The sequence below is a fragment of the Sorangium sp. So ce119 genome (genome assembly GCF_051524405.1).
Classification (GTDB): domain Bacteria; phylum Myxococcota_A; class Polyangia; order Polyangiales; family Polyangiaceae; genus Sorangium; species Sorangium cellulosum_G.
Genome location: NZ_CP150310.1, coordinates 5557062 through 5580869 on the forward strand (window position 1 = coordinate 5557062; position 23808 = coordinate 5580869).

24 protein-coding genes are annotated in these 23808 nt (G+C 72.6%); 14 read left to right on the forward strand and 10 right to left on the reverse strand.

Going from position 1 to position 23808, the window contains the following annotated elements; all coding sequences use genetic code 11:
- The first annotated feature begins 7 nt into the window (after positions 1-7).
- Complete coding sequence (locus WME76_RS20840; RefSeq protein ID WP_437961822.1) at positions 8-640, forward strand: NUDIX hydrolase; 633 nt, start codon at positions 8-10, stop codon at positions 638-640.
- Between the two features lie 121 nt (positions 641-761).
- On the opposite strand, the gene WME76_RS20845 is transcribed toward WME76_RS20840, so the two are convergent.
- Positions 762-2840, reverse strand: coding sequence for a TonB-dependent receptor plug domain-containing protein (locus WME76_RS20845; protein WP_437961823.1), 2079 nt, complete (start codon positions 2838-2840; stop codon positions 762-764).
- 625 nt (positions 2841-3465) lie between these two features.
- On the opposite strand from WME76_RS20845, the gene WME76_RS20850 reads away from it, so the two are divergent.
- From WME76_RS20850 to WME76_RS20860, 3 genes are all read left to right on the forward strand, one after another.
- Positions 3466-4677 carry an epoxide hydrolase family protein gene (locus WME76_RS20850; RefSeq protein ID WP_437961824.1) on the forward strand — a complete coding sequence of 404 codons (1212 nt, stop codon included), beginning with the start codon at positions 3466-3468 and terminating at the stop codon, positions 4675-4677.
- Positions 4678-4836: 159 nt separating this feature from the next.
- The gene (locus WME76_RS20855) at positions 4837-5313 is read left to right on the forward strand and encodes a MarR family winged helix-turn-helix transcriptional regulator (protein ID WP_437961825.1); all 477 of its coding nucleotides are present in this window, start codon (positions 4837-4839) and stop codon (positions 5311-5313) included.
- Positions 5314-5317: 4 nt separating this feature from the next.
- On the forward strand, positions 5318-6031 hold the full coding sequence (locus WME76_RS20860) for a hypothetical protein (protein WP_437961826.1): 714 nt from the start codon (positions 5318-5320) through the stop codon (positions 6029-6031).
- A gap of 20 nt (positions 6032-6051) precedes the next feature.
- On the opposite strand, the gene WME76_RS20865 is transcribed toward WME76_RS20860, so the two are convergent.
- Together WME76_RS20865 and WME76_RS20870 are read right to left on the reverse strand one after the other, a co-directional pair.
- Positions 6052-6645, reverse strand: coding sequence for a TetR/AcrR family transcriptional regulator (locus tag WME76_RS20865; RefSeq protein ID WP_437961827.1), 594 nt, complete (start codon positions 6643-6645; stop codon positions 6052-6054).
- 4 nt (positions 6646-6649) lie between these two features.
- Positions 6650-7129, reverse strand: a complete 480-nt coding sequence (locus tag WME76_RS20870) for a DUF3995 domain-containing protein (protein WP_437961828.1) — start codon at positions 7127-7129, stop codon at positions 6650-6652.
- Between the two features lie 491 nt (positions 7130-7620).
- Here WME76_RS20870 and WME76_RS20875 point away from each other — a divergent pair, with 491 nt between their 5' ends.
- Positions 7621-8661, forward strand: a complete 1041-nt coding sequence (locus WME76_RS20875; RefSeq protein ID WP_437961829.1) for a hypothetical protein — start codon at positions 7621-7623, stop codon at positions 8659-8661.
- Positions 8662-8821: 160 nt separating this feature from the next.
- Positions 8822-9817, forward strand: coding sequence for a hypothetical protein (locus WME76_RS20880; protein WP_437961830.1), 996 nt, complete (start codon positions 8822-8824; stop codon positions 9815-9817).
- Between the two features lie 70 nt (positions 9818-9887).
- On the opposite strand, the gene WME76_RS20885 is transcribed toward WME76_RS20880, so the two are convergent.
- A complete protein-coding gene (locus WME76_RS20885; RefSeq protein WP_437961831.1) occupies positions 9888-10481 on the reverse strand; it encodes a Uma2 family endonuclease in 594 nt (197 codons plus the stop codon).
- Between the two features lie 352 nt (positions 10482-10833).
- On the opposite strand from WME76_RS20885, the gene WME76_RS20890 reads away from it, so the two are divergent.
- The 6 genes from WME76_RS20890 (at position 10834) to WME76_RS20915 (ending at position 16944) form a co-directional block, all read left to right on the forward strand.
- Positions 10834-11421 carry a hypothetical protein gene (locus tag WME76_RS20890; protein ID WP_437961832.1) on the forward strand — a complete coding sequence of 196 codons (588 nt, stop codon included), beginning with the start codon at positions 10834-10836 and terminating at the stop codon, positions 11419-11421.
- A 338-nt stretch (positions 11422-11759) separates the two neighbouring features.
- Positions 11760-13118: an AAA family ATPase gene (locus WME76_RS20895; RefSeq protein ID WP_437961833.1), complete on the forward strand. Its 1359-nt coding sequence runs from the start codon at positions 11760-11762 to the stop codon at positions 13116-13118.
- A gap of 185 nt (positions 13119-13303) precedes the next feature.
- Positions 13304-14593, forward strand: coding sequence for a vWA domain-containing protein (locus tag WME76_RS20900; protein ID WP_437961834.1), 1290 nt, complete (start codon positions 13304-13306; stop codon positions 14591-14593).
- Positions 14594-14730: 137 nt separating this feature from the next.
- Complete coding sequence (locus WME76_RS20905) at positions 14731-15741, forward strand: DUF6602 domain-containing protein (protein ID WP_437961835.1); 1011 nt, start codon at positions 14731-14733, stop codon at positions 15739-15741.
- A 217-nt stretch (positions 15742-15958) separates the two neighbouring features.
- A complete protein-coding gene (locus tag WME76_RS20910; protein ID WP_437961836.1) occupies positions 15959-16624 on the forward strand; it encodes a hypothetical protein in 666 nt (221 codons plus the stop codon).
- Complete coding sequence (locus tag WME76_RS20915; RefSeq protein ID WP_437961837.1) at positions 16621-16944, forward strand: hypothetical protein; 324 nt, start codon at positions 16621-16623, stop codon at positions 16942-16944. The genes WME76_RS20910 and WME76_RS20915 overlap by 4 nt, the downstream gene beginning before the upstream one ends.
- Positions 16945-17655: 711 nt before the next feature.
- Here the strand turns inward: WME76_RS20915 and WME76_RS20920 are convergent.
- The 4 genes from WME76_RS20920 to WME76_RS20935 form a co-directional block, all read right to left on the reverse strand.
- Positions 17656-18492, reverse strand: coding sequence for a class I SAM-dependent methyltransferase (locus WME76_RS20920; RefSeq protein ID WP_437961838.1), 837 nt, complete (start codon positions 18490-18492; stop codon positions 17656-17658).
- A 12-nt stretch (positions 18493-18504) separates the two neighbouring features.
- Positions 18505-18945, reverse strand: a complete 441-nt coding sequence (locus tag WME76_RS20925) for a hypothetical protein (RefSeq protein ID WP_437961839.1) — start codon at positions 18943-18945, stop codon at positions 18505-18507.
- Complete coding sequence (locus WME76_RS20930; RefSeq protein ID WP_437961840.1) at positions 18942-19823, reverse strand: DUF2391 family protein; 882 nt, start codon at positions 19821-19823, stop codon at positions 18942-18944. Before WME76_RS20930 ends, WME76_RS20925 begins: the two co-directional genes overlap by 4 nt.
- A gap of 140 nt (positions 19824-19963) precedes the next feature.
- Entirely contained in the window at positions 19964-20455 is a 492-nt protein-coding gene (locus WME76_RS20935) for a hypothetical protein (RefSeq protein WP_437961841.1), read from the reverse strand.
- 238 nt (positions 20456-20693) lie between these two features.
- Here WME76_RS20935 and WME76_RS20940 point away from each other — a divergent pair, with 238 nt between their 5' ends.
- Positions 20694-21443 carry a hypothetical protein gene (locus WME76_RS20940; RefSeq protein ID WP_437961842.1) on the forward strand — a complete coding sequence of 250 codons (750 nt, stop codon included), beginning with the start codon at positions 20694-20696 and terminating at the stop codon, positions 21441-21443.
- Between the two features lie 33 nt (positions 21444-21476).
- Here WME76_RS20940 and WME76_RS20945 read toward each other — a convergent pair whose 3' ends face one another.
- Positions 21477-22460, reverse strand: a complete 984-nt coding sequence (locus tag WME76_RS20945; protein WP_437961843.1) for an aldo/keto reductase — start codon at positions 22458-22460, stop codon at positions 21477-21479.
- A gap of 217 nt (positions 22461-22677) precedes the next feature.
- Here WME76_RS20945 and WME76_RS20950 point away from each other — a divergent pair, with 217 nt between their 5' ends.
- On the forward strand, positions 22678-23223 hold the full coding sequence (locus WME76_RS20950) for an EF-hand domain-containing protein (protein WP_437961844.1): 546 nt from the start codon (positions 22678-22680) through the stop codon (positions 23221-23223).
- Positions 23224-23257: 34 nt separating this feature from the next.
- On the opposite strand, the gene WME76_RS20955 is transcribed toward WME76_RS20950, so the two are convergent.
- A complete protein-coding gene (locus tag WME76_RS20955; protein ID WP_437961845.1) occupies positions 23258-23761 on the reverse strand; it encodes a hypothetical protein in 504 nt (167 codons plus the stop codon).
- Positions 23762-23808: the final 47 nt, after the last annotated feature.

Sequence of the window (23808 nt, forward strand, 5' to 3'; positions counted from 1 at the left end):
CGACGCCGTGCTCCCCTCCTACGACCTCTCCGCGATCGTGGCCCGGCTCGCCGGGCGCGAGGCCGCGCTCGACGCGCTCACGCAGGAGCGCCAGGCCGCCGTCGCCGCGATCCTGCGGGCGCCGGCAGGGGCGCCGGGGACGGCGCAGGAGCCCATGGGCGACCGGGATCCCGGCGAGGCCGAGCTCCTCCTGATCCGCCGGGCCGAGCACCCGCGCGACCCGTGGTCGGGGCACATGGCGCTCCCGGGCGGGCGGCGCGACGCGGCGGACTCGAGCCTGCTCGACACAGCGATCCGCGAGACGCGCGAGGAGGTCGGGATCGACCTTGCGGCGCACGGCGCCCTGCTCGCCCGCCTGCCGGACCTCCCCGCGGTCGTGCGCGGGCGGCGCGTCGGGCTGGTCATCTCCCCGTTCGTCTTCGCGCTGGGCTCCACGCCGGAGCTCACCCTGAGCGACGAGGTCGCCGAGGCGCTCTGGACGCCGCTCGGGCCGCTGGCGCGCGGCGAGTGCGCGTCGACCTACGCGTACACGCACGAGGGGAACGTCGTCCACCTGCCCTGCCTGCGCGTGGACGAGCGGGTCGTCTGGGGGCTGACCTACCGCATGCTGGAGCAGCTCTTCGAGGTGCTCCACCGGTGAGCCGCCGGCCCGGGCGCTCGCCCGTGCGGGGACGATTCCCGTGCGATCGGGCGCTGGATGAAGGAGCGGAGAAACCGCGCTGAGCGAGGCGCACGGCTGACGAGCCGCGCGGCGCCCCGCCTCAGAACCCGCCCTCGATCGCGAGCCCCGGCATCGTGACGGGCCCGATCGTCTGCGGGGTGCACCCGCGGTCGTCGCAGCTCACGTCGAACACCTCCTTCGTGAGCGTCGCGTTCTGCAGGTCGAACACGAGGCCGAGGTAGCTGCGCTCGCTCAGGGCCCAGCGCTTCGACAGGCGCATGTCGAGCCGGTAGAACGGCTGGATGCGGTCCGGGTGCTCGCGCGCGGGGCGGCCCGGGGTGATCTCGTCGGCCGGGAAGCCGGTGTAGAAGACGTGGCGGATGCCGCCGCGCCAGCCCTTGCCGAGGTCGTAGAGCAGCGCGACGTGCGCGACGTGCGTCCGGTCGTAGGCGGAGGGGATCGTCCGCTGCTCGCGCGTGCGCGTGGAGCGCGACAGCGTGTACGACGCGAGGAAGAACATGTCGCGGCGGAGCGCGCCGCGCGCGCCGAGCTCCAGGCCGTAGGTGTCGCCGAGGCTGCGCGCGAGGAAGCGCTCCGTGCTGAGGTTCGTGCCGCGGCCGGTGCCGATCGGGTCGCTCAGGCCGATCGTCACCTGTCGGAACACCGTGGCGCTGAAATTGACGGGGCCGGCGTTCGCCTCGACGCCGAAGCTCGACTGCAGGCTGCGCTGGAGGCCGCCCGGGATGCCGCCGATCTGGAGCGCCGGCAGCGGGGCGAGGCCGGGGAGCTGCGAGGCGAGCCCGAACGCGGGGATGAGCCGCACGTGCTCGCCGATCCCGAAGCGGCCCACGATCCTCGGGTCCACGGCGACCGCTGTCGCGCCGAGGGAGGTGTAGTGGTCGACGCGCACGCCGGGCGTGATGGTCGACCGCTCGTCGAGCACGATGAGCGCGTCGGCCCACGCGCCGAGCGCGAGGTCGAGCCGGCTGCGGAAGAGCTCGGGGAAGCTCTCGTCGAGCTGCGCCGTCCCCTCGGCGGGAGCGTCGTCGGGCTCGCCGTCCGCCCCGTCGGGCTCGCCGTCCGCCGCGCTGGGGCGCGGCGTCACGTCGTAGCGGTCGACGGCGGCGTCGATGCCGGCGCGCAGGAGCGCGCGCCCGCCGAGGAGGGGCCTGGCCAGGCTCAGCCGCGCGTTGAGCTTCCAGGCCCGCGCGCTCTCCACGCCGACCCCGCGGGACTGGTCGAGGCCGAAGGTGAGCGCGGCGCGCACGCGCGCGCCGGAGGCGGCTTCGTCGCGGTCGTAGCGCAGGTCGAGGCGGTGGAAGTCGCTGTCGAGGAGGACGTTCCGCCCCTCGTCGCCGGCGTCCTCGTCGATGCTGGCGAGGTAGTCGTACGCGCCGAACGAGAGGACGGTGAAGCGCTCCTCGGGCCCGAGCCGGTTGACGATGCGGGCCTGGTAGTCGGCGTAGCCCACGTCGACGCTCGGCACGAGCGCGGAGGCGAGCGCGGCGCCGGCGGCGTAGTGGCCGCCGACGAGGACGTGGGTGTCCGTGTCCATGGGGCCCTCGACGACGCCGCCGAGGTCGACGAACCGGAGGCTCCCCTCCCCGCGCCAGACGTCGGACGGCGGCGCGCTCTCGGCCTCGATCGCCGCGCCCGCGAGCCGCCCGATGTCCGCGGGGTACGGGCCGAGGTGCATCTCGACGCGCTGGACCATGGAGGCGGGGATGACGCTCGGGCCGGCGCCCACGTGGAACAGGAGCGGGACCTGGATGCCGTTGAAGAAGTACCCGATGTTCCCCGGGGGCGCGCCGCGGATGTAGTAGTACGGCATGCCGCTCGCGATGGTGGTCACGCCGGGCTGCACCTCGATGGCGCGGTAGGGGTCGCCGAGCGCGCCGGGCAGCTCGCGGATGTCGCGCCGCGAGAGCGAGACGGAGCCCGCCGGGGCCCGGTTGCCCTCGACGGTCACCTCGATCCCCGCCGGCGCCTCGGCGGGGACAGCGGGCGTCGGTGGCTCGGCCGGAGGCGGGTCGCCGGGGGGCGCGGCAGGCGACGGCGGGGCGGCGTCAGGCGGCGACGCGTCGGTCGGGCGGGGTGCAGGCTGGGAGCGCGCCTCGCCCGCGCGGAGGCTGGCGATGACGGCGAGCGCGATGGCGAGGAGTGCGCTGGGGGATCTCACGCGGATGTCGCTGATGCGCCGCCGGGGATGAGGAACGAACGCACGGGCGCCCCGGAGTTAGCAAATCCGACCGCCCGGCGAAAGCCAGGGCGACGCGGCGCGCGCCCCGTGCCGCCGAGGACATCCGCGCGCGGCGCGAGGCCACGCGCTCACGGCCAGTTCCACGCACCAGGAGTCCGGCCAGCGATCCGCGGAGAGAGCCCTGGCGGGATTTCTCACCCGAGATACCAGCCCGCGCCGGAGCGCCTCCGCGCGGCGCACCGCGCCCGAAGGGCACAAAAAAACAGAGCGCCCGTTCGACGGCGGGGGGGGGGAAGCCGTCACAGGCGCTCTGTCCACCCTGATTAGCAGGAGACGGGCCAAGGTCCAGCCCGGCTCACTTCATGGGGTTAACCCTAAGGTTGCCCCTGACGCCTTTCGATTCTGAGATTTCTGGTTGCAGGTCTGACATGCGACAGCGCGCCCGAGGCGGCGACATGCTCGCCCCTCCAGGCGAGCGCGCCGTCGCCGTCCACGGCGGCGCCCTGCCGCGCGCGCCTCGCGCTTCCCCTGCGCTCCCCGCCACGACCTCGCGTCACCCGACCCCCTCGTTGACAAACCGTACGTCGTACGTTACGTAGTACGGATGAACCTGCCCGTCCCTCTCGACAGCGACATCCGGCCGTTCCGCATCGACACGCCGCAGGCCGCGCTCGACGACCTGCGCGACCGCCTCGCCCGCACGCGCTGGCCCGACGCGCTGCCCTCGCTGCCGTCGACGGACTGGTCGTACGGCGTCCCGCTCGCGTACCTGAAGGACCTCGCCGACCACTGGCGCACCGCCTACGACTGGCGCCGGCACGAGGCGCGGCTGAACGAGCACCCGCAGTTCACGACGACGATCGACGGCCAGAACATCCACTTCCTCCACGTGCGCTCGCGCGAGCCCGGCGCGCTGCCGCTGATCGTGACGCACGGCTGGCCGAGCTCCGTGGTGGAGTACCTCGACGTCATCGGCCCGCTCACCGATCCTCGCGCCCACGGCGGCGATCCGGCGGACGCGTTCCACCTGGTCATCCCCTCGCTCCCCGGATACGGCCTCTCCGGGCCGACCCGCGAGGCCGGGTGGGGCGCGCGCCGGATCGCGGTCGCCTGGGCCGAGCTCATGCGCCGGCTCGACTACCCACGTTACGGCGCCCAGGGCGGCGACTGGGGCACGTGGATCTCGCGCGAGGTCGGGATCGTCGCCCCCGACCGCGTGATCGGCGTGCACACGAACGGGCTTGTCTCGTGGCCGTCCGGAGATCCCGAAGAGCTCGTCGGGCTCACGGACATCGAGCAGGCCCGGCTCGGGAAGGCCGACCACTACCTGCGGGAGCTGTACGGCTACAAGAAGATCCAGTCGACTCGGCCCCAGACGCTGGCTTACGGCCTCTCGGATTCGCCGGTCGGCCAGCTCGCCTGGATCGTCGGGGTGCTCAAGGAGTGGACCGACTGCAAGGACACCCCCGAGGACGCCATCGACCGCGATCGCATCCTCACCAACGTGATGCTGTACTGGCTCACCAACACCGCCGGCTCGTCGGCCCGCTCGTTCGTGGAGACGCCGGACACGCCGGACGAGGCCGATCTCGCCGTCGACGTGAGGCCCGCGACCGTGCCGACCGGGGTCGCGGTGTTCCCGCGGGACATCATCGCGCCCATTCGCAGGTTCGCCGCCCGCGACAACAACATCGTGCACTGGTCGGAGCTCGAGCGCGGCGGCACCTTCGCGGCCATGGAGGAGCCCGACCTGTTCATCGGCGACGTGCGCGCGTTCTTCCGCCGCTTCCGCGGGCGAGCGACGCCGCAGGCCTGACGAGCCCGCGGACGCGCGTCCTCGGCTCGTGCCCCACCGCGAGGACGCCGGAGCGAGCGCCGCCGGCGCGGCGGGCCAGGACATGGGACGTCGCGGCCGTCGCATGCCGCACGGGCGCCGAAGTTGACAAGGATTTGTCGATGTGACAAAGCCTTGCGAATGACGAAGCTCACCGCGGCGGCGACCGCGTTCAGCGAGCTGGTGGTCGAGGTGTTCCGGGTGAACGGTCTGGCGCTCGAGGCCGGGGATCTCCTGGCCAGGCCGGCGGGGCTCACGAGCGCGCGCTGGCAGGTGCTCGGGGTCGTGGACCACGGCCCAGCGCCGGTCTCGAACGTCGCGCGGATGATGGGGTTGACGCGCCAGGGCGTGCAGCAGATCGCGGATGCGCTCCAGCGCGAGGGCTTCGTCGAGTACGTCGAGAACCCGCACCACCGCACGGCCAAGCTCATCTCGATGACCGAGGCGGGGCGCGAGGCCCTGCGGCAGGTCGAGGCGCGCCACGCCGCGTGGGCGGACCGGCTCGGCAAGCGGATTGACCCGTCGAGCCTGCGCGCCGCCGTCGATGCGCTGCGACAGGCGCGGCAGGTGCTCGAGGAAGACGCATCATCGCCGGCGAGACCGGCGCGAAAGGGGTGATCTCATGGGCGAGCCGACGACGATTCCCGTGCTTCCGTGCGTGTCGATGCGCGATACCCTGGCGTTCTACGGCGCCCTGGGCTTCGAGGTGACCCACCAGCAGACGACGCCGAACGTGTACGCGGCGACGCGCCGCGGCGACGTCCACCTGCACTTCATGGGTCTCAAGAAGCTGGATCCCAGGGAGTCGTACAGCGCGTGCCTGGTGCTCGTGTCCGACCTCGAGCGCCTCCACGGGACCTTCGCGGAAGGCCTACGGCAGGCGTACGGCAAGGTGCCGATCGCCGGCTTTCCCCGGATCTCGCGCATGAGGAAGGGGCAGAGCCGCTTCACCGTGGTCGATGTCGCAGGCAACTCGGTCATCTTCATCAAGCGGGGCGCGCCGGACGATTACGACGAGGGGGCCGCCGGGTCGCGCTCGAATTCGAGGCTGGGCAAGGCGCTGCGCGCGGCGGCGCGGCTGCGCGACTTCAAGAACGACGACGCCGCGGCCGCCAAGGTGCTCGACGTGGCGCTCGCCGGGGAAGCGCCGGACGCCCCGCTCGAGCGCGCGCGCGCCCTCGCCGCCCGGCTCGAGCTCGCCGTCGTCCTGGGCGAAGCGGAGCGCGCCCGCGCCCTGCGCGCCGCGATCGGCGAGGCGCCGCTCTCCGACGAGGAGCGCGCGCAGATCCAGGCGGCGCTGGACGCCGTGGACGCGCTCGAGCGATCGCAGGCGTAGGCGCGCCCGGTCGCCGGGGCCTACCGCGCGCGGCGTCTCCCCGTCGAGCCCTCCAGCCGCGGAGCTGGCCGGTCCTCTGCCAGGAGCTCGAGGGCGCGATCGAGCGCGCGCTCCAGCGAGCGAGTGCTCTCGTCCGAGAGGTCGGCGAAGAGCTGCTGCGCGCCGATGAAGGCCGCGTACTCCAGCCGCGCGAGCAGCAAGGCGGTGTCTCGCGCGCGCCCCTCGGAGGCGTGCAGGGACGCGAGGTAGTCGACGCGGCGCGCGTCGACCCGACGGAGCACGGCCGAGGCGCGCTCGTCACGGAGCGCCCACGCGCGCACGGAGAGATCGAGCCGGCCGTCCAGCGATCGCACCATCGCCGAGAGCCGATCTCGCCGTTGCTCCGGCGATCCGCCGCCCTCGGCATGGTGGATGGGCGCCGACGTCTGTCGCTCCTCCCAGCGCGCGAGGAGCGCCTCGAAGAACGCCGCGATGTCCTGGAAGTGATGATAAAACGAGCCCTTCGTCCGGCCGACCCGGGCGCAGAGCCCGTCGATCGTCAGAGCGCCCTCGCCGCCGTCGCGGAGCGCGTCGAGCCCCTCGTCGAGCCAGTCGTTCCGCGAGGTGCGCGCCACGGGGTCAGCCCAGCACGGCGCCCACGACCGTGGCCGCGAGGGCGAGCGAGAGCGGCGAGTACACCAGCCGGTTCATCCGGTGGTACGGCAACGCGCGCGTGGGGGGCCGCAGGCGAGCCTCGAACAAGCCGCCCACGCCCCGCGCTCCGAGCACGAGCGCGACGGCCCACGCGCCGAGCCGAAGCAGGGCCGGCGACGCGTCGCGGCCGTATCGCTGCGCCAGCACGAGCGCAGCGGACGACGCGAGGAGAAAGGCCACGACGAGACACGGGCCGGCGGAAGGAAAGGGGCTCCCCTTCGGGAGCCCAACCACGATCTCCACCTTCTCGTGCCGGGCATCCCCGGGCCATGCGCCCCCCAGGCCCCAGTAGACGTGCACCGCCGCAAGCGCCGCGAGGGCCCCGCTCGACGTCCAGGCGAACACGTCCCCCCATGGGACCTCGACGCCCCCCGCCCGGAGGGCGCTCGGTACAAGTGGATCCATGAGTGCCTCACCTTCCGATCATACCATACCGTATTGTTTGTTGGTCGACAAGGACCGAGCCGCTCGAGCCCGGGTCCACGCGGCGGCCCCTGTCCGTCCGTCCTGACCTCCACCTCCGGCATGGCCCGATGCGTCTCGGGAGAACGCCATGGCTCAACAGCCGCTTTCCGTATCAGAGGGCGAGAATCTCGCCATCGCGCATCGCACATCGCGCACGAGATTTGATAATCCAGGCGACGCATTCGGAATGCGCTCAACTTATCGAGTCTGCGCGCGAGATCGGGCTTTCCCGCGTTCGCTGGTCCAAGTATGGAGTCCGGTGTGCGGGCACTCCCTGGCTCCGGATCGACGCTGGCGTCGCGCGCCCCGGTCGGGTCGCCGCGCCGGCGCGGCGGAGCACGAGGAGAGGTAGGGGTGGCGGCGCCGGGAGATCAGGGCGGCGCGGCGACACCCTGTCGGAAAGCCGGACCGAGACAGCTCCAGAGAAGGCCATGACCATGAAGAGGTACCCGATCGTGATCGCGCTCGCCGTCGCCGGGAGCTTCGCGGGCTGCTGGAGCGGCGGCGTCATCCAGCTCTATTCGTGCGACGACCCGTGCTACGGGCTGGATGCCTACGAGTGCGACGACCCGTGCGCCGTGTGCGAGGGCGGCTGTCTTCCCCTGCCGCCCCTCGGGTTCGACGATCCCATCGTGCTCTGGACGAGCGACGCGGCCGACGAGGCGCCTGTGCCGGAGTGCCCGGCGGAGGCGCCGTTCGTCGTGTTCGACGGGTACGGCGGCTCCGGCGCCGAGCACGTCTGCCCGACGTGCCGGTGCACCGAGCCCTCGTGCGAGCTGCCGCGGGGGCTGACGGGGAGCGCCTCGGCGGCGTGCGACGGGGCGGCGCCCACGTCGTTCGACGCGCCCGAGGGGTGGAGCGGCGCGTGCACGGCGCCGGCGGCGGTGAGCTCGGGCGAGCTCGGCTCGCTGCGCATCGAGGCGCCGACGGTGAGCGGCTGCGCGCCGGCGATCGATCCCGCAGGGGCGCTGCCTACGCCGTGGGGCGCCCGGGCGCGCGGCTGCGCGGGCTCCGCGGACAAGCACACGTGCAGAGAGCCCGGCAAGATGTGCGTGGCGGCGCCCATGCCGCTGCCGACGGGCTTCGCGATGTGCATTCGCTATCTCCGCTCCGGCGCGCCCAGGTGCCCTGAGGAGTACCCGGATCTGCGCGAGCTCTACCAGGGCTTCGACGACACGCGGAGCTGCACGCCGTGCGGGTGCGGACCGCTCGAAGGCAGCGCGTGCACCGCGCTCGTGTCGGTCTACGAGGACGCCTCGTGCGGGCAGCTCCTCGGCGCAGAGACGGTGACGCTGGCGGGGCCGAAGTGCGTCGCGGGGCCGGACCTGCGGATCGAGAGCATGGATGCCGTGTGGATCAAGGACGAGCCGGGCTCATGCGCTCCGACGGGCGGAGTCGCCGCCGGGGAGGTGACGCCGGAGGGAGCGTCGTTTTTCTGCTGCCAGTCGGACGAGGTCATCGCTGTGCCCTGATGACTCCGCCCGCCGCGGAGGCTCATCACGTGACACGGGCGTGCGCCTGCGTCCCTCGCAGAGCGCGCGCGGCGACCGTCCGAAGAAAGGCGTGACTTCGGGTACCCGGGCGCGCGCTCCGCGCGCTATAAGACCGAATCACGCGAAAGGGAGAGCGGATATGCGAATCGCACGATGGTGCTTCTGGATGGCGCTCGCGGCGAGCGGCTGCAGCGCGTCCGACGGTGGCTCGTCCGCCACGGACAACCGCCCGCGCCCGGGGGGCGGGAGCGACACCGGGAGCGGCGCGAGCGGCGAGCCCGGGGGCGGCGCGGGCGGCGAGGACGAGGTGTTCGGCAGCGGCGCCGGGACCGGCGGGGCCGGCGCGGGCAGCGGGAGCGGGGAGAGCGGGGAGGGCGAGAGCGGGTGCATCGAGCGGGCGGAGCTCGTGTACGTGCTCTCACAGGACAACGAGCTCTACAGCTTCAGGCCCGATCGCAAGGAGTTCACGAGGATCGGTGTCCTGGGTTGTCAGACCGACATGGATCCGAACTCGATGGCGGTGGACCGCGACGCGGTGGCGTGGGTCAACTACGTCTATGGCGACGACAGCGCCGGGACGCTGTTCAAGGTCAGCACCGAGGACGCGAGCTGCGAGCCCACCGGGGCCTCGCTCCCGCGCGACTGGTCCCGGCTCGGCATGGGCTTCTCGAGCGACCTCTCGCGCCCGGAGGCGGAGCAGCTCTTCGTGGCCGGCACCACGAGCACGCCGGGTATCGGGCTCGGGAGGATCGACGGCACGTCGGTGACGCCGGTCGGCGAGTTCAGCGGCTCGCTGCGCGGCCAGTCGGCGGAGCTCACCGGCACCGGCGACGGGCGCCTCTTCGGCTTCTTCACGACCTCGCCGGTCCAGCTCGCCGAGATCGACAAGGAGACCGGCGACATCATCGAGGCGACGCCCCTGCCAGGTATCGAGACCCCGAGCGCATGGGCCTTCTCGTTCTGGGGCGGCGACTTCTACTTCTACACCGCCCCGCAGTCCGCGTCGCGGACGACGAACGTGAGCCGCTATCGCCCCTCCGACGGGTCGATCGACACCGCCTACATGACCAACATCGGCTTCCGCATCGTCGGAGCGGGCGTGTCGACCTGCGCCCCGATCGAGCAGCCGCGCTGAGGGCCGGCCGCGCGGCTCCGGCCGCGCGCGCCGGCGCGGCGCGTCGGTCGGCCTGCCAGGGACGAGCGCGTCAGTCCTCGGCGTCGTCGCCGAAGAGCACGCCGACCGAGAGCTCGAGGGCGTCGAACGGCTCCGCCCGGACGCGCTCCCCGCGCTCCGCGAGCAGCGCGGTCAAGTAGCCATCGCGGGTCCACCGATAGACGGTCAGCGTCTCCTCCCTGGGATCGAGGATCCAGTAATGCGGGATCTCGCATCGGTGGTAGACGCGCATCTTCTTCACGGTGTCGTTGCGCGCGTTGGTGGACGACAGCACCTCGCAGATCCAGTCGGGTCGCACGCGCAAGGGGTTGCCCCTCGGGCGCTCCGGGACGCGCTCGCGGCGAAAGCCGAGGATGTCCGGGCGGTAGACCTCCGCGGGCTCCAGCTCGATCTCCACCTCGGTGAGCAACCACCAGCCGCCGGGGCGGCGACCGCCGGGGCGGCGGTTGAAGGGGTCGAAGAGGACGCCGGTGAGGGCCGCCTGGGTCCCGCCGTGCTCACCGGCCGGGGTGGCCTTCCGGACCAGCTCGCCGCCGATGATCTCGTGGTAGCGCTGGTCCTCCGGGATGGCGAGCAGGTCCGCGGCGGTCGCACGCGGAGGGACCCGGCCCGCGGAGGTCGACATGCGCCGCAGGGTACCACGGCGGGACCCCACGCGAAACCGGGCCCTGCCCGGCGACGTCGGCGCCGCGCGACAACGCCTCCGGGGCAACGTGGTCCATCGCTCCCCTCCTCAGCTCTGCTCCAGAGCGACAAGCGGATTGAAAAGGCGAAGAGGGAGCGAGAATTCAACGCAAAGGCGCAAAGGCGCAAAGGCGCAAGAACGCAATGAAAAGATCTCTTTTTTTTGCGTCTTTGCGCCTTTGCGTCTTTGCGTTGAATTCCGGGCTTCCAAGCTGATCGCAGGCATCTACCGCGCTCACGCCGCAGGTGTCATGGTGGGAGCGCCGGCGCGGCGCGGAGGTGTTGCGATGCGGATGAGGCTGCTCCCTGTGCTCTGTCTCTCGCTCTCGCTCGGCGCCGCGTGCGGGCCGGCGCCGGCCGCCGACTCCCCTGCTCGCGAGGACATCTTCGGGGCGGCGGGGCCGGGCGAGTTCATCCTGCTCACCGCCACGGGCGAGCTCGTCAGCGCGGACATCGAGCCGGGGCGCGTCCTCGGGCCGGACGTCGACGTGGGTGTGTACCCTCCGGACAGCGGGCGCGGCGGGCAGGCAGTCCGGGGCGTCGCGTTCAACCAGGCGGTGAGCGTCACCGCGACCGGCCAGGGCGCGACCGGCGTCGTGGGCGGCATGCCGCTGGAGCTCTCGGTGACCCGGGCAGAGACGGGGCTCCGCGCGCGCGGCCTCGTGGCCGGCGCCCTCTCCGACTACCGGCTGGACGAGCGACAGCTCACCGGCGTGATCGGGCGCTGCAGCTACGAGCTCACCCGATCGGGACGGTACTACGAGGGGGCGCGGAGCTGCGGAGGCCAGCCTCACCAGGTGACTGTCCTGCTGCCCCGCGGGCTGTCGTCGTGGAGCGACGCCGCGCTCGCGACCACCCTCGGGCTGCTCCTCGGCGCCTGAGCGCGTCCTCGGCGCCTGAGCGCGTCCTCGGCGCCTGAGCGCGTCCTCGGCGCCTGAGCGCGTCCTCGGCGCCTGAGCGCGTCCTCGGCGCCTGAGCGCGTCCTCGGCGCCTGAGCGCGTCCTCGGCGCTCGAGCCGCGTCCTCGACGCCGGAGCGCGCAGCCGCCTATCTCGCCGCCGGCGAATGACAGGCCGCGCACCGGCTGCTAGAGCTCGGGTCAACCCGGCAGCAAGAACGCCGAAGGCCCGCCGGGCACGGAACGCCGAGCACCGCTCGGCCCCGGGCCGCGGCGTTTTTTCTTCGCGCCTCCCGCGCCGCACCTCCCCTACCGACGCCACGTGACGAAGCCCAGAACCGATGGCAACGCGCCGGGCAGGCCGGCCGCGGCGACTTCACCCAGCCTCCTCGAAGGGCGATCCGCGCCCATCCCGGTCGGACCGCGGCTCGAGGCCGTGCTCGAGCTGGCCTACCGCGCCCGGCGCGCGGTGCTGCTCGAGGGGCCCACGGGGATCGGCAAGAGCGAGCTCGTCCGGCAGCTCGCCGAGCGGCTCGGCATCGCCACCGTCGTGCTCGACCTGAGCCTCCTCGAGCCGCCCGACCTCGTGGGCCTGCCGGTCATCCGGGACAACCGGACCGCGTACGCGGCGCCCTCGGTGCTGCCTCAGGACGGCGCGGGCATCCTGATGCTCGAGGAGCTCAACCGCGCGGAGCGGTACATCCAGCAGCCGGCGCTCCAGCTCCTCAGCGCGCGGCGGCTGCACGAGTACGAGCTGCCCGCGGGCTGGGTGTGCTTCGCCGCCGTGAACCCCGAGTCCGCCGATTACCAGGTGACGCCGCTCGATCGCGCGCTCCGGGCGAGGTTCCTCAACCTGAGCGTGCGCGCCGACCGCGCGTCGTGGCTCGCCTGGGCGCAGGAGAACGGGATCCACCCGGGCGTGGTCGCGCTGGGGCAGGCGCACGAGCGCATCCTGGAGGACGTGCCGCCGCGCACGTGGACGTACGCGTCGCACGTGCTCGGCGCGCTCCGCCCCGAGGAGCTCGCGGACGGCGTGCTGCTGCGCGACGCGCTCGGCGGCTACCTGCCCCCGAGCTGGGTCGAGCTCCTGCTCGCGTCGAAGGAGTCCTGGTCGACGAAGCTGCCGTTCGACCTGCGCGCGCTGCTCGCCGACTACGGCCCGACCTCGCCCGCGGGGAAGGCGCTGCGCACGGCCCGCGAGCGCGGGGAGACCGACCGCTTCGACGAGGTGACCACGCGTCTCGCGCCGCTGCTCGAGGGGCCCGAGGTCGGCGTGCTGGCGGCGCAGCGGAAGCTGTCGCTGGCCGCCTTCGAGGCGCTGCTCGGGGACCTGCCGGGCGACCACCGCGAGCGCCTGCAGGAGGCGCTCGGCGGCAACGCGACGGCGACGCAGCTCGTGGACGTCCGGCCCGAGGAGCTGCTCCAGAACTACGCGGGCAGCGCCGCCGAGCAGAAGGTGCTCGCGTGGCGCGCCGACCCGCTGCGGCAGCACCGGATCGGCCTCGTGGTGACGGCGCTGTCGGCGCACCTCGCGCAGCAGGCGAAGCTCGTGGAGGTGCGGCGGAGCAACGTGGCGCGGGCGTGCCTCGGGCAGCTCCTTGCGCAGCTCCCCGAGCGCTGGGCGCTCCGGCTGGCGGGGGCGCTGAAGAAGCACGGCGTCACGCCGATCCGGCCGCAATGAGGGGCAGCGGCAGGGACGCCGCGAAGCCGGCGGGGGACGACGCCGCGACGGCGCGGGGAACGGCGAAACCGGCGCGGGGGGGCGACGATCCGGGGCCGGGAACGGCGAAACCGGCGCGGGGGGGCGGCGATCCGGGGCCGGGAACGGCGAAACCGGCGCGGGGGGGCGGCGATCCGGGGCCGGGAATGGCGAAACCGGCGCGGGGGGGCGACGATCCGGGCACGGGAACGGCGAAACCGGGGCCTGAGACCGCGGGGCGCGGCGAGGTGCCCGAGGACGCGCTCGCGGCGTGGCTCGACGCCTTCGTGCGCGATCCGGGGTTCCTGGAGCGGTACCCCTGCTACGCGGCGATCCTCGGGCGGCTCGCGCCGGTCGCGGATCCGTCGGTGAAGCGCATGGCGGTCTCGATGTTCGAGGGCCGCTTCTTCCTCCACGTCAACGTGGAGTCGTTCATGAGCGAGCCCCTGTTCCTGCGGGGCGTGCTCCTGCACGAGGTGCACCACGTGGCGCTCGGGCACCTCTGCCACCCGAAGTTCGCGGGCGCGGACGAGCCCGAGCTGATGGACCTCGCCCTCGAGATGTCGGCCAACGAGTACATCGAGGAGCCGCTGCCCGACCCGATCCGCTGGCAGCCGTACGCCGCGATCGGCCTGCGCGGCGGCCAGAGCACGCTCGAGCGCTACGACCTGCTCGTGGGCGCCGCGCGGGAGGGCAAGCTCCCGCAGCGGGGCGGCGAGGCGGTCGACGACCACCGCGTGCTCCGCCGCCCGTCGCGGGAGCCGGGCGCGGTGGAGCAGACGCGGCAGCTCCTGCTGCGCGCCGCCGAGGAGGCGAGCGAACTCGCTGGTGACGGCGACCCCGTGGACCTGCCCGGCCTGCTGCTCGCGGGCAAGACGCCCGGCCGGCTCATCGAGGAGCTCACCGACGTGCTCGGCCCGCGCGCGCACCCCCTCGACTGGAAGACCGCGCTGCGGATGTTCGTGGCGAGGGAGCGCGCGCCGGTGCACACGTACGCGCGCCCCAACCGGCGCTTCCCGGGCCGCGTGGGCGAGGTGCCCGGCAGGACGTACGCGCCCCGGGCGATCGCGAGGCCGTCGGTGCTCGTGGCGATCGACACGTCGATGAGCATGCGCCGCGAGGAGCTGGAGGAGATCGCCCGGCAGCTCCAGGCGATGAGCGAGGTCGCGCGCATCACCGTGGCCGAGTGCGACACGGAGGTGGCGCGCGTGTACGCCTTCGAGGGGCGGCTCGGCGACGTGGCCGGCCGCGGCGGGACCGACCTGCGGCCTGTGTTCGCGCCGGAGTTCCTGGCGGCGCGGAGGGTCTCCGGGGTGATCTATTTCACGGACGGCGCCGGGCCCACGCCGCCGGCCCCGCCGCCGCTGCCGGTGCTCTGGATCCTGACGAAGCCGCTCGAGTTCGCGTGCCCGTGGGGCGAGCGCGCGTGGCTCGAGCGGAAGCCGCGGCGGGGGTGAAGATCGCGCGCAAGAAGCGCGCGGCGCGTCGAGGAAGGGCGTCCGACCGAGGCGCGTGCCGGTCGGGCGGCCGGTGATGGACAGGGCGCGCATCAGCGGCAGGGAGCGTCGTGGCACGTACGAGCAGGAAGAGGGCCGTGGGACCCGGGACAGCGGCAGCCAGGCGCGGCCGAGGCGCGCCGGTCGGCGGCGACGAGGATCCGCCGCAAACAGAGTTCTACGGCGGGTGGTTCGAGGAGAGCGCCGAGCACCTGGACGCCGAGCTCCGGAAGCTCCGCCGCCTCGAGATCCTGGAGCTCGGCAACGAGCTGGAGAGCACGCTCTGGGACACCCTCAAGGATTTCCTCCCGCGGCGCGTGGGCATGTGTCGCGGTTGGGTGGTGGACAGCGCCGGGCGGAAGCAGGGCGATGACATCATCATCTACGACGCCGCGCGCTTCCGAACGCTGCGCAGGCTTCGAGAAGACCGCGGCATGGACAAGAAGGAACGCGTGCCGGCCGAGGCGGTGCTCGCGTACATCGAGGTCAAGCACACGCTCTACGTCCAGGAGACGGTGCCCGTGAAACACCGGGGTCAATCCCTCGTGAAGGCGTGCAGCCAGGTGGCGGCCTTGAAGAGCTTGCGGCGCGACGGCGTGCCGCTGGAGATGATCGCTCCGAGGCTCCTGTTGCGCTCGGGGATCATCCAGCGTAGCCCGGGCTTCCCCGCGATCCGCAACCCCTGGTACGCGGCCGTGTGGGCCTTGAACCTCCGGGTCGACAGGCACCTCGAGAGCGACCCGGCCGAGGCCGTGAAGCGGCGTATCGCAGCCATCCAGCAGACAGGCACCCGCGCCGAACACCTCCCCGACGTGATCGCCGCGGACACCGTCCTGATGACGCCCGCGATCTCCACCGCGGGGGGCCTGGAATCACGGCCCTTCATCACGCCCGACACGGAGCTCGTGTTCACGAACGGCGTCAAGGCGCTGGGGGCCGCCATGAAGCACCTCGCATGGGCGATTGATGACATCCTGCTCGGCGAGATCCCGTGGCGGCGTATGCTCCGCGAGCAGCTCCGGAGGGCGGAAGACGAGCACGGGAACGTCCGGCTCGAGCTCATCGACCCCGCCGGCGACCCGCGCAGGTCGCTTCGTCCCAGGGACTGAACGGAAACAGCGCACCTGCGACAGGGCGCCCTACGTCGCAGCGACACGTACATTTCGCCATCCAAACACACTCAAAACCCCACAAATTGCCTGTAAGTGGCAATTATTTCGACTGTTCAACAAAGGCGATATAGATCACTTATCTGTGTCGGGACGTGCTGCGCGGGCGAGGAGCAGTAGCGGGGACCGGTCGGAGCCGAGGTCGAGGGGCAGCGGCGTGGTGCTCGATTCGCTGGAGGCCGTGATCCATGCCAGCGCCTCCGGGAGGGAGTGGCGTCGGCTCGCCGAGGCCACGGGCATGTCGGCGATGCCGGGCGCGGGCACGAGCGAGAGGAAGGTCGACTACGCGTCGTACTTCTATGCGCTCCCGACCGGCGGGATCGGGCCGCTGTACCTGTACGGCGATCTACGCCCCTCGCCCGGCGCCGAGGCGAACGCGCGGCTCAAGCTGCGCTGGGAGCTGTTGCCCGAGGGGCCGACGCCGCGGCAGATCAAGAGCTCCAGCCGCGCTGTCGGCGGGTGGCCCGAGGTGCTGCGACGCCTCTCGGCGGACTGGCCAGGGACGCCGGGGAAGGAGGCCGTGAGCGTCGAGGTGACGGCGACCTTCGTTGTCGACGAGGCGGCCCACGTGCCGGCTCCGGCGCTCAGGCTCAAGCCGAAGCCGGTGCGTCAGGGCGGACACCAGCTGGCCCAGACCGCGGTCGCGTGGTCGATCCATCCGCCGAGCGGCCCGGTGCACCGGCTCTCTGTCGCGCGGCTCCGCGAGGGGGAGCTCGTGGTCGCGGCCTCGGGGCGCCATACGCTGCCGCTGGGCCCGGACATGGCAGCAGCGCTGGAAGGTGCGGTATGGCAAGGCGTCGACGCGTTCCTCAAGGCGCCGTGACCCGGACGAACCGCCGCGCGCCGCGCCCGTCGTCCAGGAGCTGGACCGAGATCGATCCCAAGCCGCCGTCCTCCAGCGCCGGCGAGCCGGAGTTCATGATGCTGACGCTCGACGCCGTCGACAGGCACGCAGATCCGGCGGAGACGAGGACGCCCGTGGACCACGAGCGACGCCTCCTCGACCTGGAGCAACGATTCGAGAGCTTCCGACGGCGGATCGAGCGACGCGTCGGCACGCTCGCGCAGCAGGTCAGGAGCCTCCGGCGCGACGCGGACCGCCGCGAGGGCGAGACGGCCCAGGGCGCTCGGCGGACTGGCTGAGGGGCGCCGGCGACGGCGCGACGAGCGGCTCGACGAGGTAGGGCTCGCTGAGCCACGGTCGTCCCGCCCGCCGGCCCCTCCAGGCGGGCTGGGGTGCCAGCAGGTCGGCTCCGGCTGCGTGCGGGCGACCCGCTTCGTGAGGTACGCGCGGCGCGCCATCCGCCTGCGCACGTTCGCCGGGCGGGCGCTGAACCGCCCGAGCCTCGTCAGCAGCACGCCGTGCGAGCTTCTCGCCCGACGCCCTTTCGTGGCGTTGCGACACGATGTCTCCCCAGGGAATCGACTCCCCTGCAATGAGCCGATCGTGAGTCCACGACCTCCAGCGCCGCGGGGCAGAAATCCTGCCAGGGACCTGCCTCGAGAGAGGAGAGAGAGCTCGACGCGAAGCCGCCAAGAGCGCAAAGATGCAAGAAGGCATGGATAGCGTTCTTCTTGCACCCTGGCGTCCTTGCGCCCTGGCGTTGAAATCTCGCTCCGGCTCCCTGACCGAACTCGTCGTGGGCGGAATTAGAGCCGCGCGAGCCGTGACGCAAGCTCAATAGCGCTGAACCAGGATGCGCGACGCATCCGATCACGGCATTGCGATCACGGATCGAATTTTATCACTCAACGTGCACACCCAGCGCATTGCATAATCGAAGGCAATTTTCTCATCGCGAAGAAGCATTCCAGGGAACAGGACTGAAATCCTCGTGATCGCTCGGAGATGGCTCATCCGCGCTTGCGGGCGGTGAACTGGCGCAGGCCGATGGAGCACCCGACCAGGCCCTCGGCGTCCCGGAGCGCCTCGACGGCGTCCAGGAAATCACGACGCACGAGCTCGACCTCTCCGGGGGAGAGATAGACCATGTCGTAGGTCAGGAGCATCAGCTCCCAGAGCCGCGCTGGAGGCTCCCGTCGGGAGACGGACAGCTCCTCCACGCGCGCCCCCGAGAACCCCGCGGCCTCGCCGAGATGGTCCAGCAATGCCTGCTGCGACGTGAAGGCGGGATGGACGAGCTGGAGCGGCTGTCGACCCGTCGCGCGATAGGTCCGGCGCAACGCCTCGACGAAGCACGCGAAGCCATCGCTCGACGCGGGTCCTCCGTCCACGATCGCCGAGAAGACGCCCCCCGGCCGCAGCACGCGGTGGATCTCGGCGATCACGCTCGCCGGATCGCCCATGAGCATCAGCGCCATGTGGCTGAGCACCACGTCGACGGACGCAGGTGGGAGCGGGATCGCCTGGGCGCGCTCGTTGAGCAGCCGGAGTTCCGGCCCGAGCCGTCGCGCAGCGGCGGCCAGCTCGTCTGCGGACATGTCGAGCCCGATCAGCCTCGCGCACGATCCGCGGCGCTGGCGGATCCGTTCGAGCAGCAGGCCATCGCCGCAGCCCAGGTCGAGCACGACGGCTTCGTCCCCCTCGGGGACGACGGCAGCGAGCCTGTCGTAGGAGTCGCCGCCTTCAGGCGTCCGAGCGGGGCCGAAGAACTCGGAGGTCGCCCCGGCATGGGACCGGTGAAAATCGAGCAGGAAGCGCTCGTTCGGCGAGAGAGCGGCGGCATCCATGGAACGACCCCTTCACTTCACCTGGAAGTGCAGCGCCCGCGCTTCGATCGACATGCCGCGCGGATCGCCCGGCACATAGAAGTACACCTCCTGCTCGGATCGCTTGCCGAGGTAGTCGATCGTCGCCTCGACGCGCTCCGGCTGCGGGGCTCCCGGCGGCGTGTACCGGAGCTCCACGCCGAGGTCGCCCAGCATCTGCCTGCCCTGGTTCTTCACCCGGACCGGCAAGACCCACACGTCGCCGTGCTGCTCGGCCCGATCGGGCAGCGCGCGGACCTCGGGCACGACCGAGCCCCTGGATCCCGTCAGCCCCTCGTACACAAGGAACACGGCCAGGCCGAGGATCAACGCCGCGCTGATGGCGACGGAGACCCACTCGGCCAGGCGCCTTCCGACCCGCCGGCCCTCGCCGGCGCCGCCGGCGTCCTTCCCCTGCCCTCGCGCCTCGCTCACACCACCAGCCTCCCCGCCGCGCCGCCGACGATCGCCGGCAGGCCGAGGGTGACCACGCTGGCCACCAGCGTGGGCAGATCGCTCGTCGCCTCTCGCTCCCCGACCAGGCCGAGCAGCGCCAGCGCGACCAGCAGCGACACGGCGCACGTCATCAGCGTCTCGAACCCCCGGCTCTGAAACAGGCTCTTGACGTACACCTCGTGCCGCTCGAACCCCGAGGCGAACAGGATGACGTAGCACAGCGCCACGCTCACCCCGAGGATCGCGAGCTGCCGCCAGGGCGAGAGCCGCGACGCGATCAGCACGACCTCCTCCGTCGAGGCGATGTTCAGCGTGAACAGCAGCGAGCCCGCCGCCGCGGCCGAGAAGTCCCGCAGGTCCGCCCTGAGCTGCAGCGCCTCCGGATCCCCCTCCGGGGGCTTCTCCGCCTCCTCATCATCCCCGGTGCGGGATTTTTCCCGGACCTGCGCGTTCGCGAACGCCACCCCGAGGCTCACCGCGGCCGCCTGCAGGATGATCTTGCCGACGACCTCGCGTGGCGCGCGGTCGAGGGTGATCTCGCCGATCAACGCCAGGATCGCAGCCGAGAGGGCGATCCCGATCCCGACCGACGTCACCGCTTCCATGCCGACGCCGAAGAGCGTGTCCTCGTTCCGGAAGCCGGACTCGAGCGAGCACAGGAAGGTCACGACGAGCGTCAACGCAAGGATGCCCCCGAGGTGCCACGCCGGGAGCATCATCCCGTGGAACCACATCTCCATCGTGTACAGCAGGGGCATCCCCACGATCGCGCCGCCGGCGATCGCCCCGGTGAGGTCCTTCGCCTCCCGGCGCCACCCGTGCGGATCGCTCTTCTGCTGCGGTCTCGGTTCGGCCACGTCGCGCCGCCCCTTGTACACCATCTCCGGCCAGCCGGTCGGCCGCGCGACGCGGGCGACGCGGGCCAGAGGGCGCGGCGGCTCGCCCGCTACTGCTCCCGCGCCGCTACTGCGCCCGCGCCGCTACTGCGCCCGCGCCGCTACTGCGCCCGTCGAAGCGTGGCCACGCCCTTCCAGGGCGGCGTCTGCGCGTACACGATGAGCTCCTTCTCGCCGGAGAACTCGCACACCGCCTCGTAAGCGAGCCCCGCCTCGTCGTAGGAGATGATCTTGAACCGGTTCCACGCGGGCTCGCGGATCTCGTAGGCGCGGTCGACGTGGAGGCCGGGCGAGTCGCCGAGGATGCGCTGGCCGTCGAAGCGGATGACCAGGTGCGCGTACTGGAACTCGAGCATCGACGCGAGCATCGGCTCGAGCGGCACCTCGGGATCGAAGCGGACGAGCCGGAACGTGCCGCGCAGGCGCGCGTCGATCGAGGCGATCTCGGCGGCGGCCCCGCCGGAGCCCTGCGCGCCGCCGGAGCCGCAGCCGGCGGCCGGCGCGGCCAGGGCGGCGCAGGCGACAAGGAGGAGGCGGACAGCCCGGAACGGCCTGGGGTGACGCGACGAGGACCGGCTCTCCAGGGGCGACATGGGCGGAGCTTAGGGCTGGCGGGCGAGCTGCGCAAAGCGGAGCCGAGGTGCGGGCGAGGGCGATGGCCGCGCGGCGCGAGCGACGTCGCTGCGCCCGCGACAGCCCTGCGCGCCGCGCGACTTGCGGCGCTCGGGCGCCCTCCACACAATGAACGGGCGAGCCGATCAGCTCACGACGCCCATCGGACAGCGCCGCGCCGACCGCGGCCGACCGGGGCGCGCTCGCCGGGGGGGCAGCATGGCAGAGGTCGTACGAGGCACGGACTGGATCGCACGCCTCCCCGAGCGCGCCTGCGCGGCGCGCGAGGACGCCGTCCTCGAGGCGGCGCAGGGCGGCCTGCTGGCGCCCATCTGCTGGGCGCCGGTGCACAGCGAGCACGGCGAGCACCGCGCGACCTTCCTCGTGAGCGCGGACGCGCTCCGCATCGGCGACGCGGAGGACTCCGTCCGGATCAACGCCTCCGCGCGGACGACGCAGCGCCTCGCGGATCTGCTCGAGTGCGCGATGCTGACGACGCGCCTCTGCGACCTCGTCTGGGAGCAGGCCAGCGTGCGGATCCCGCCGTGCATCGGCGCCCCGGACCCGACGATGGCGAACACCTCGCGCATGCTGGAGCACCACCGCCGCGTCGAGGAGCGGGTCGCCGGGCGCGCCGGGCTCATCGAGAACGTCGGCAAGCACTGGGTGCTCACGAACCGCCTCGCCGGGAGCCGCGACCGGGCCGCGAACTACGGCTGGTACGATCCGAAGGCCGCCCACCGGCACGGCCAGCACGCGCTGTGGCAGCCGCCCGGGCTCGCGCACGACCTGGATCACGTGGACTACTCGCAGGTCGTCCGGCTCGTGCGCCGCCGGTGCACGGTGGACGGCGCCGACCGCGACATCCTGGAGGTCATGACCGACCCGGCGCTCGCAGGCCTTGTCTCGTCCGAGGGCCCGCTGCGCGTCCTCCGGCAGCCGGGGGTGCCGGAAGTCGCGGTGGCATGAACGCCGCCCCCGGGTTGCGGGAGGGCGCGGCGCTCACCGGTTCACGAGCGTCATGCCGGGCTCCGGATACCGGAGGCCGGCGGCCGCGCCCTTCGGCATCACCTCGTCGAGGCGCCGCAGGTCGCCCTGGGTGAGCGCGATCGACGCCGCGGCGACGTTCTCCTCGAGGTAGCTGCGGCGCTTCGTGCCGGGGATCGGGACGATGAACTCCCCCTGCGCGAGCACCCAAGCGAGCGCGAGCTGCGACGCCTTCACGCCCTTCTCGCGCGCGATGTCCTCCACCTTCGCGACGAGATCGAGGTTCCGCTGGAAGTTCTCGCCCTGGAAGCGCGGCGACATGCGGCGGTAGTCGTCCGGCGCGAGGTCCTCGAACCGCTTGATCTGCCCCGTGAGGAAGCCGCGACCGAGGGGGCTGTAGGCGAGGAAGCCGATGCCGAGCTCGCGGCACGTGGCGAGCACGTCGTCCTCGGGGTCGCGCGTCCAGAGCGAGTACTCGGTCTGCACCGACGCGAGCGGGTGCACCGCGTGGGCGCGCCGGAGCGTCGCCGAGCCCGCCTCCGAGAGGCCGATCGCGCGCACCTTGCCGGCCTTCACGAGGTCCGCCATCGCGCCGACGCTGTCCTCGATCGGCGTCTTCGCGTCGACGCGGTGGAGCTGGTACAGGTCGATCACGTCGACGCGCAGGCGCCGCAGGCTCGCATCGCACGCCTTGCGGATGTACTCCGGCGAGCCGTCGATGCCGCGGACGTTGGGGTCGCTGGGATCGCGGACGACGCCGCACTTGGTGGCGAGGACGACGCGATCGCGCCGGCCCTCGATGGCGCGGCCGACGAGCTCCTCGTTCGTGAAGGGCCCGTACATGTCCGCTGTGTCGAGCAGCGTGACGCCGAGCTCGAGCGCGCGATGGATCGTCGCGATCGACTCGGCCTCGTCGCGGTCGCCGTAGAAATCGCTCATGCCCATGCAGCCGAGGCCGAGGGCGGAGACCTGGAGAGGACCGAGCTTTCGCGTGTGCATGGTGTGCCTCCTTGGCGCCGAGGCGAGGGGCCGCGGCGCTTCGACGCAGGCCACCGTAAGAGTCGGAGCGCGCTCGAAGCAAGGGGGCGGACAGAGCGGCGAGGCGCCCGCTCCAGAAAAAATTCGAGAGGCGCGTAGGGAGGGCCGGCCGGGGCGCGTCTCACCACCAGAAGCCGGCAAGAACAGGCTGGCCCTTGCACCAAGGAGCACGACCAAGATGAACCGCCCCCTCGTCTCGAACACCGCCCGCAGCGCGATCCGTCGCCTCGTCCTCGGCACCTTCCTCTCGGCGGCCGTGCTCGCCGGCGGCGGAGCGGCCTACGCCGCGGGCGGCGCGGAGGGCACGGCGGCGCCGCGCAACGACAAGGACGCGCGCCGCGAGCACCGCCCCAGGGATCCGGCCCGCATGATCAAGCGCTTCGACAAGAACGGGGACGGCAAGCTGGCCGTCTCCGAGCTGCCGGAGAAGGCGCAGAAGCGGCTGGCCACGGCGGACACCAACAAGGACGGCGCCCTGTCGGCCGAGGAGCTCAAGGCGCACGCCGAGCAGCACAGGAAGTCGCGCGAGGCGAAGCAGAAGGAGCGCTTCGCCCGGAAGGACAAGAACCGCGACGGCTTCCTCACCCGGGATGAGGTGGGCGAGAAGCGCTGGGAGCGGGTCAAGGCGGCGGACGCGAACCGCGACAACAAGCTGACCGCGGACGAGCTGCGCGCGGCGCGCGGCGCCCACAAGCAGCCGCGCAAGCAGCCGGCAGCGCGGTAGCTCCGCGGCGGACGCGCGGCGCCGGCCGGCGAGATCAGCCGGCCACGCCGCGCTTCCTCGAGCGCCCGGGAAAGAGGGGCAGTTGCTGCTCAAGCACCTGCTTCCGCCAGGCGAGCAGCGTCTGCGCGCGCCGGCGCGCCGTCTCCTTGCCGATGCCCGCGGTGAAGCGGAAGATGCGCCGCGCGAGCGCGGAGGGGGTGGGCGCCGCCGGCTCGAAGAGATCGGGCGCGACCTCCTTCACGACGTCGCACGCGAAGATCGCGCGCCGCAGGTGCGCCCGCTCGTCGGGGGTGCCGGCCGGGGCGGCGAGCAGCGCGTGCCCGGCGGGCGTGACCGAGGCGTCGTCGTCGCCGAGCCACCCGAGCACGCGCGCGGCCGCGAGCGCATAGCCGACGTGGCGCAGGGAGATGCCCGTCTGCTCCGCGATCTGCTCCTTCGCGGCCACCCCTGTCGCGAGCGCGTCGAGCACGCGCCGCACGTTCGCGAGGTTGTCGGCCTGGGGGATCTCGGCGCTGCGCAGCAGGCGGGTCGGCGGCATGGGCAACAGGGAACCCCCGGCCCCGGCCGGGAGTCGACACCATAGCG

What these genes read in the sequence shown, in the direction of transcription:
- WME76_RS20850 (WP_437961824.1), top strand. Translation starts at nt 3,466, where the DNA reads ATGAACCTGCCCGTCCCTCTCGACAGCGACATCCGGCCGTTCCGCATC.
- WME76_RS20855 (WP_437961825.1), top strand. Translation starts at nt 4,837, where the DNA reads ATGACGAAGCTCACCGCGGCGGCGACCGCGTTCAGCGAGCTGGTGGTC.
- WME76_RS20860 (WP_437961826.1), top strand. Translation starts at nt 5,318, where the DNA reads ATGGGCGAGCCGACGACGATTCCCGTGCTTCCGTGCGTGTCGATGCGC.
- WME76_RS20870 (WP_437961828.1), bottom strand. Translation starts at nt 7,129, where the DNA reads ATGGATCCACTTGTACCGAGCGCCCTCCGGGCGGGGGGCGTCGAGGTC.
- WME76_RS20875 (WP_437961829.1), top strand. Translation starts at nt 7,621, where the DNA reads ATGACCATGAAGAGGTACCCGATCGTGATCGCGCTCGCCGTCGCCGGG.
- WME76_RS20880 (WP_437961830.1), top strand. Translation starts at nt 8,822, where the DNA reads ATGCGAATCGCACGATGGTGCTTCTGGATGGCGCTCGCGGCGAGCGGC.
- WME76_RS20885 (WP_437961831.1), bottom strand. Translation starts at nt 10,481, where the DNA reads ATGTCGACCTCCGCGGGCCGGGTCCCTCCGCGTGCGACCGCCGCGGAC.
- WME76_RS20890 (WP_437961832.1), top strand. Translation starts at nt 10,834, where the DNA reads ATGAGGCTGCTCCCTGTGCTCTGTCTCTCGCTCTCGCTCGGCGCCGCG.
- WME76_RS20900 (WP_437961834.1), top strand. Translation starts at nt 13,304, where the DNA reads ATGGCGAAACCGGCGCGGGGGGGCGACGATCCGGGCACGGGAACGGCG.
- WME76_RS20920 (WP_437961838.1), bottom strand. Translation starts at nt 18,492, where the DNA reads ATGGATGCCGCCGCTCTCTCGCCGAACGAGCGCTTCCTGCTCGATTTT.
- WME76_RS20935 (WP_437961841.1), bottom strand. Translation starts at nt 20,455, where the DNA reads ATGTCGCCCCTGGAGAGCCGGTCCTCGTCGCGTCACCCCAGGCCGTTC.
- WME76_RS20940 (WP_437961842.1), top strand. Translation starts at nt 20,694, where the DNA reads ATGGCAGAGGTCGTACGAGGCACGGACTGGATCGCACGCCTCCCCGAG.
- WME76_RS20945 (WP_437961843.1), bottom strand. Translation starts at nt 22,460, where the DNA reads ATGCACACGCGAAAGCTCGGTCCTCTCCAGGTCTCCGCCCTCGGCCTC.
- WME76_RS20950 (WP_437961844.1), top strand. Translation starts at nt 22,678, where the DNA reads ATGAACCGCCCCCTCGTCTCGAACACCGCCCGCAGCGCGATCCGTCGC.
- WME76_RS20955 (WP_437961845.1), bottom strand. Translation starts at nt 23,761, where the DNA reads ATGCCGCCGACCCGCCTGCTGCGCAGCGCCGAGATCCCCCAGGCCGAC.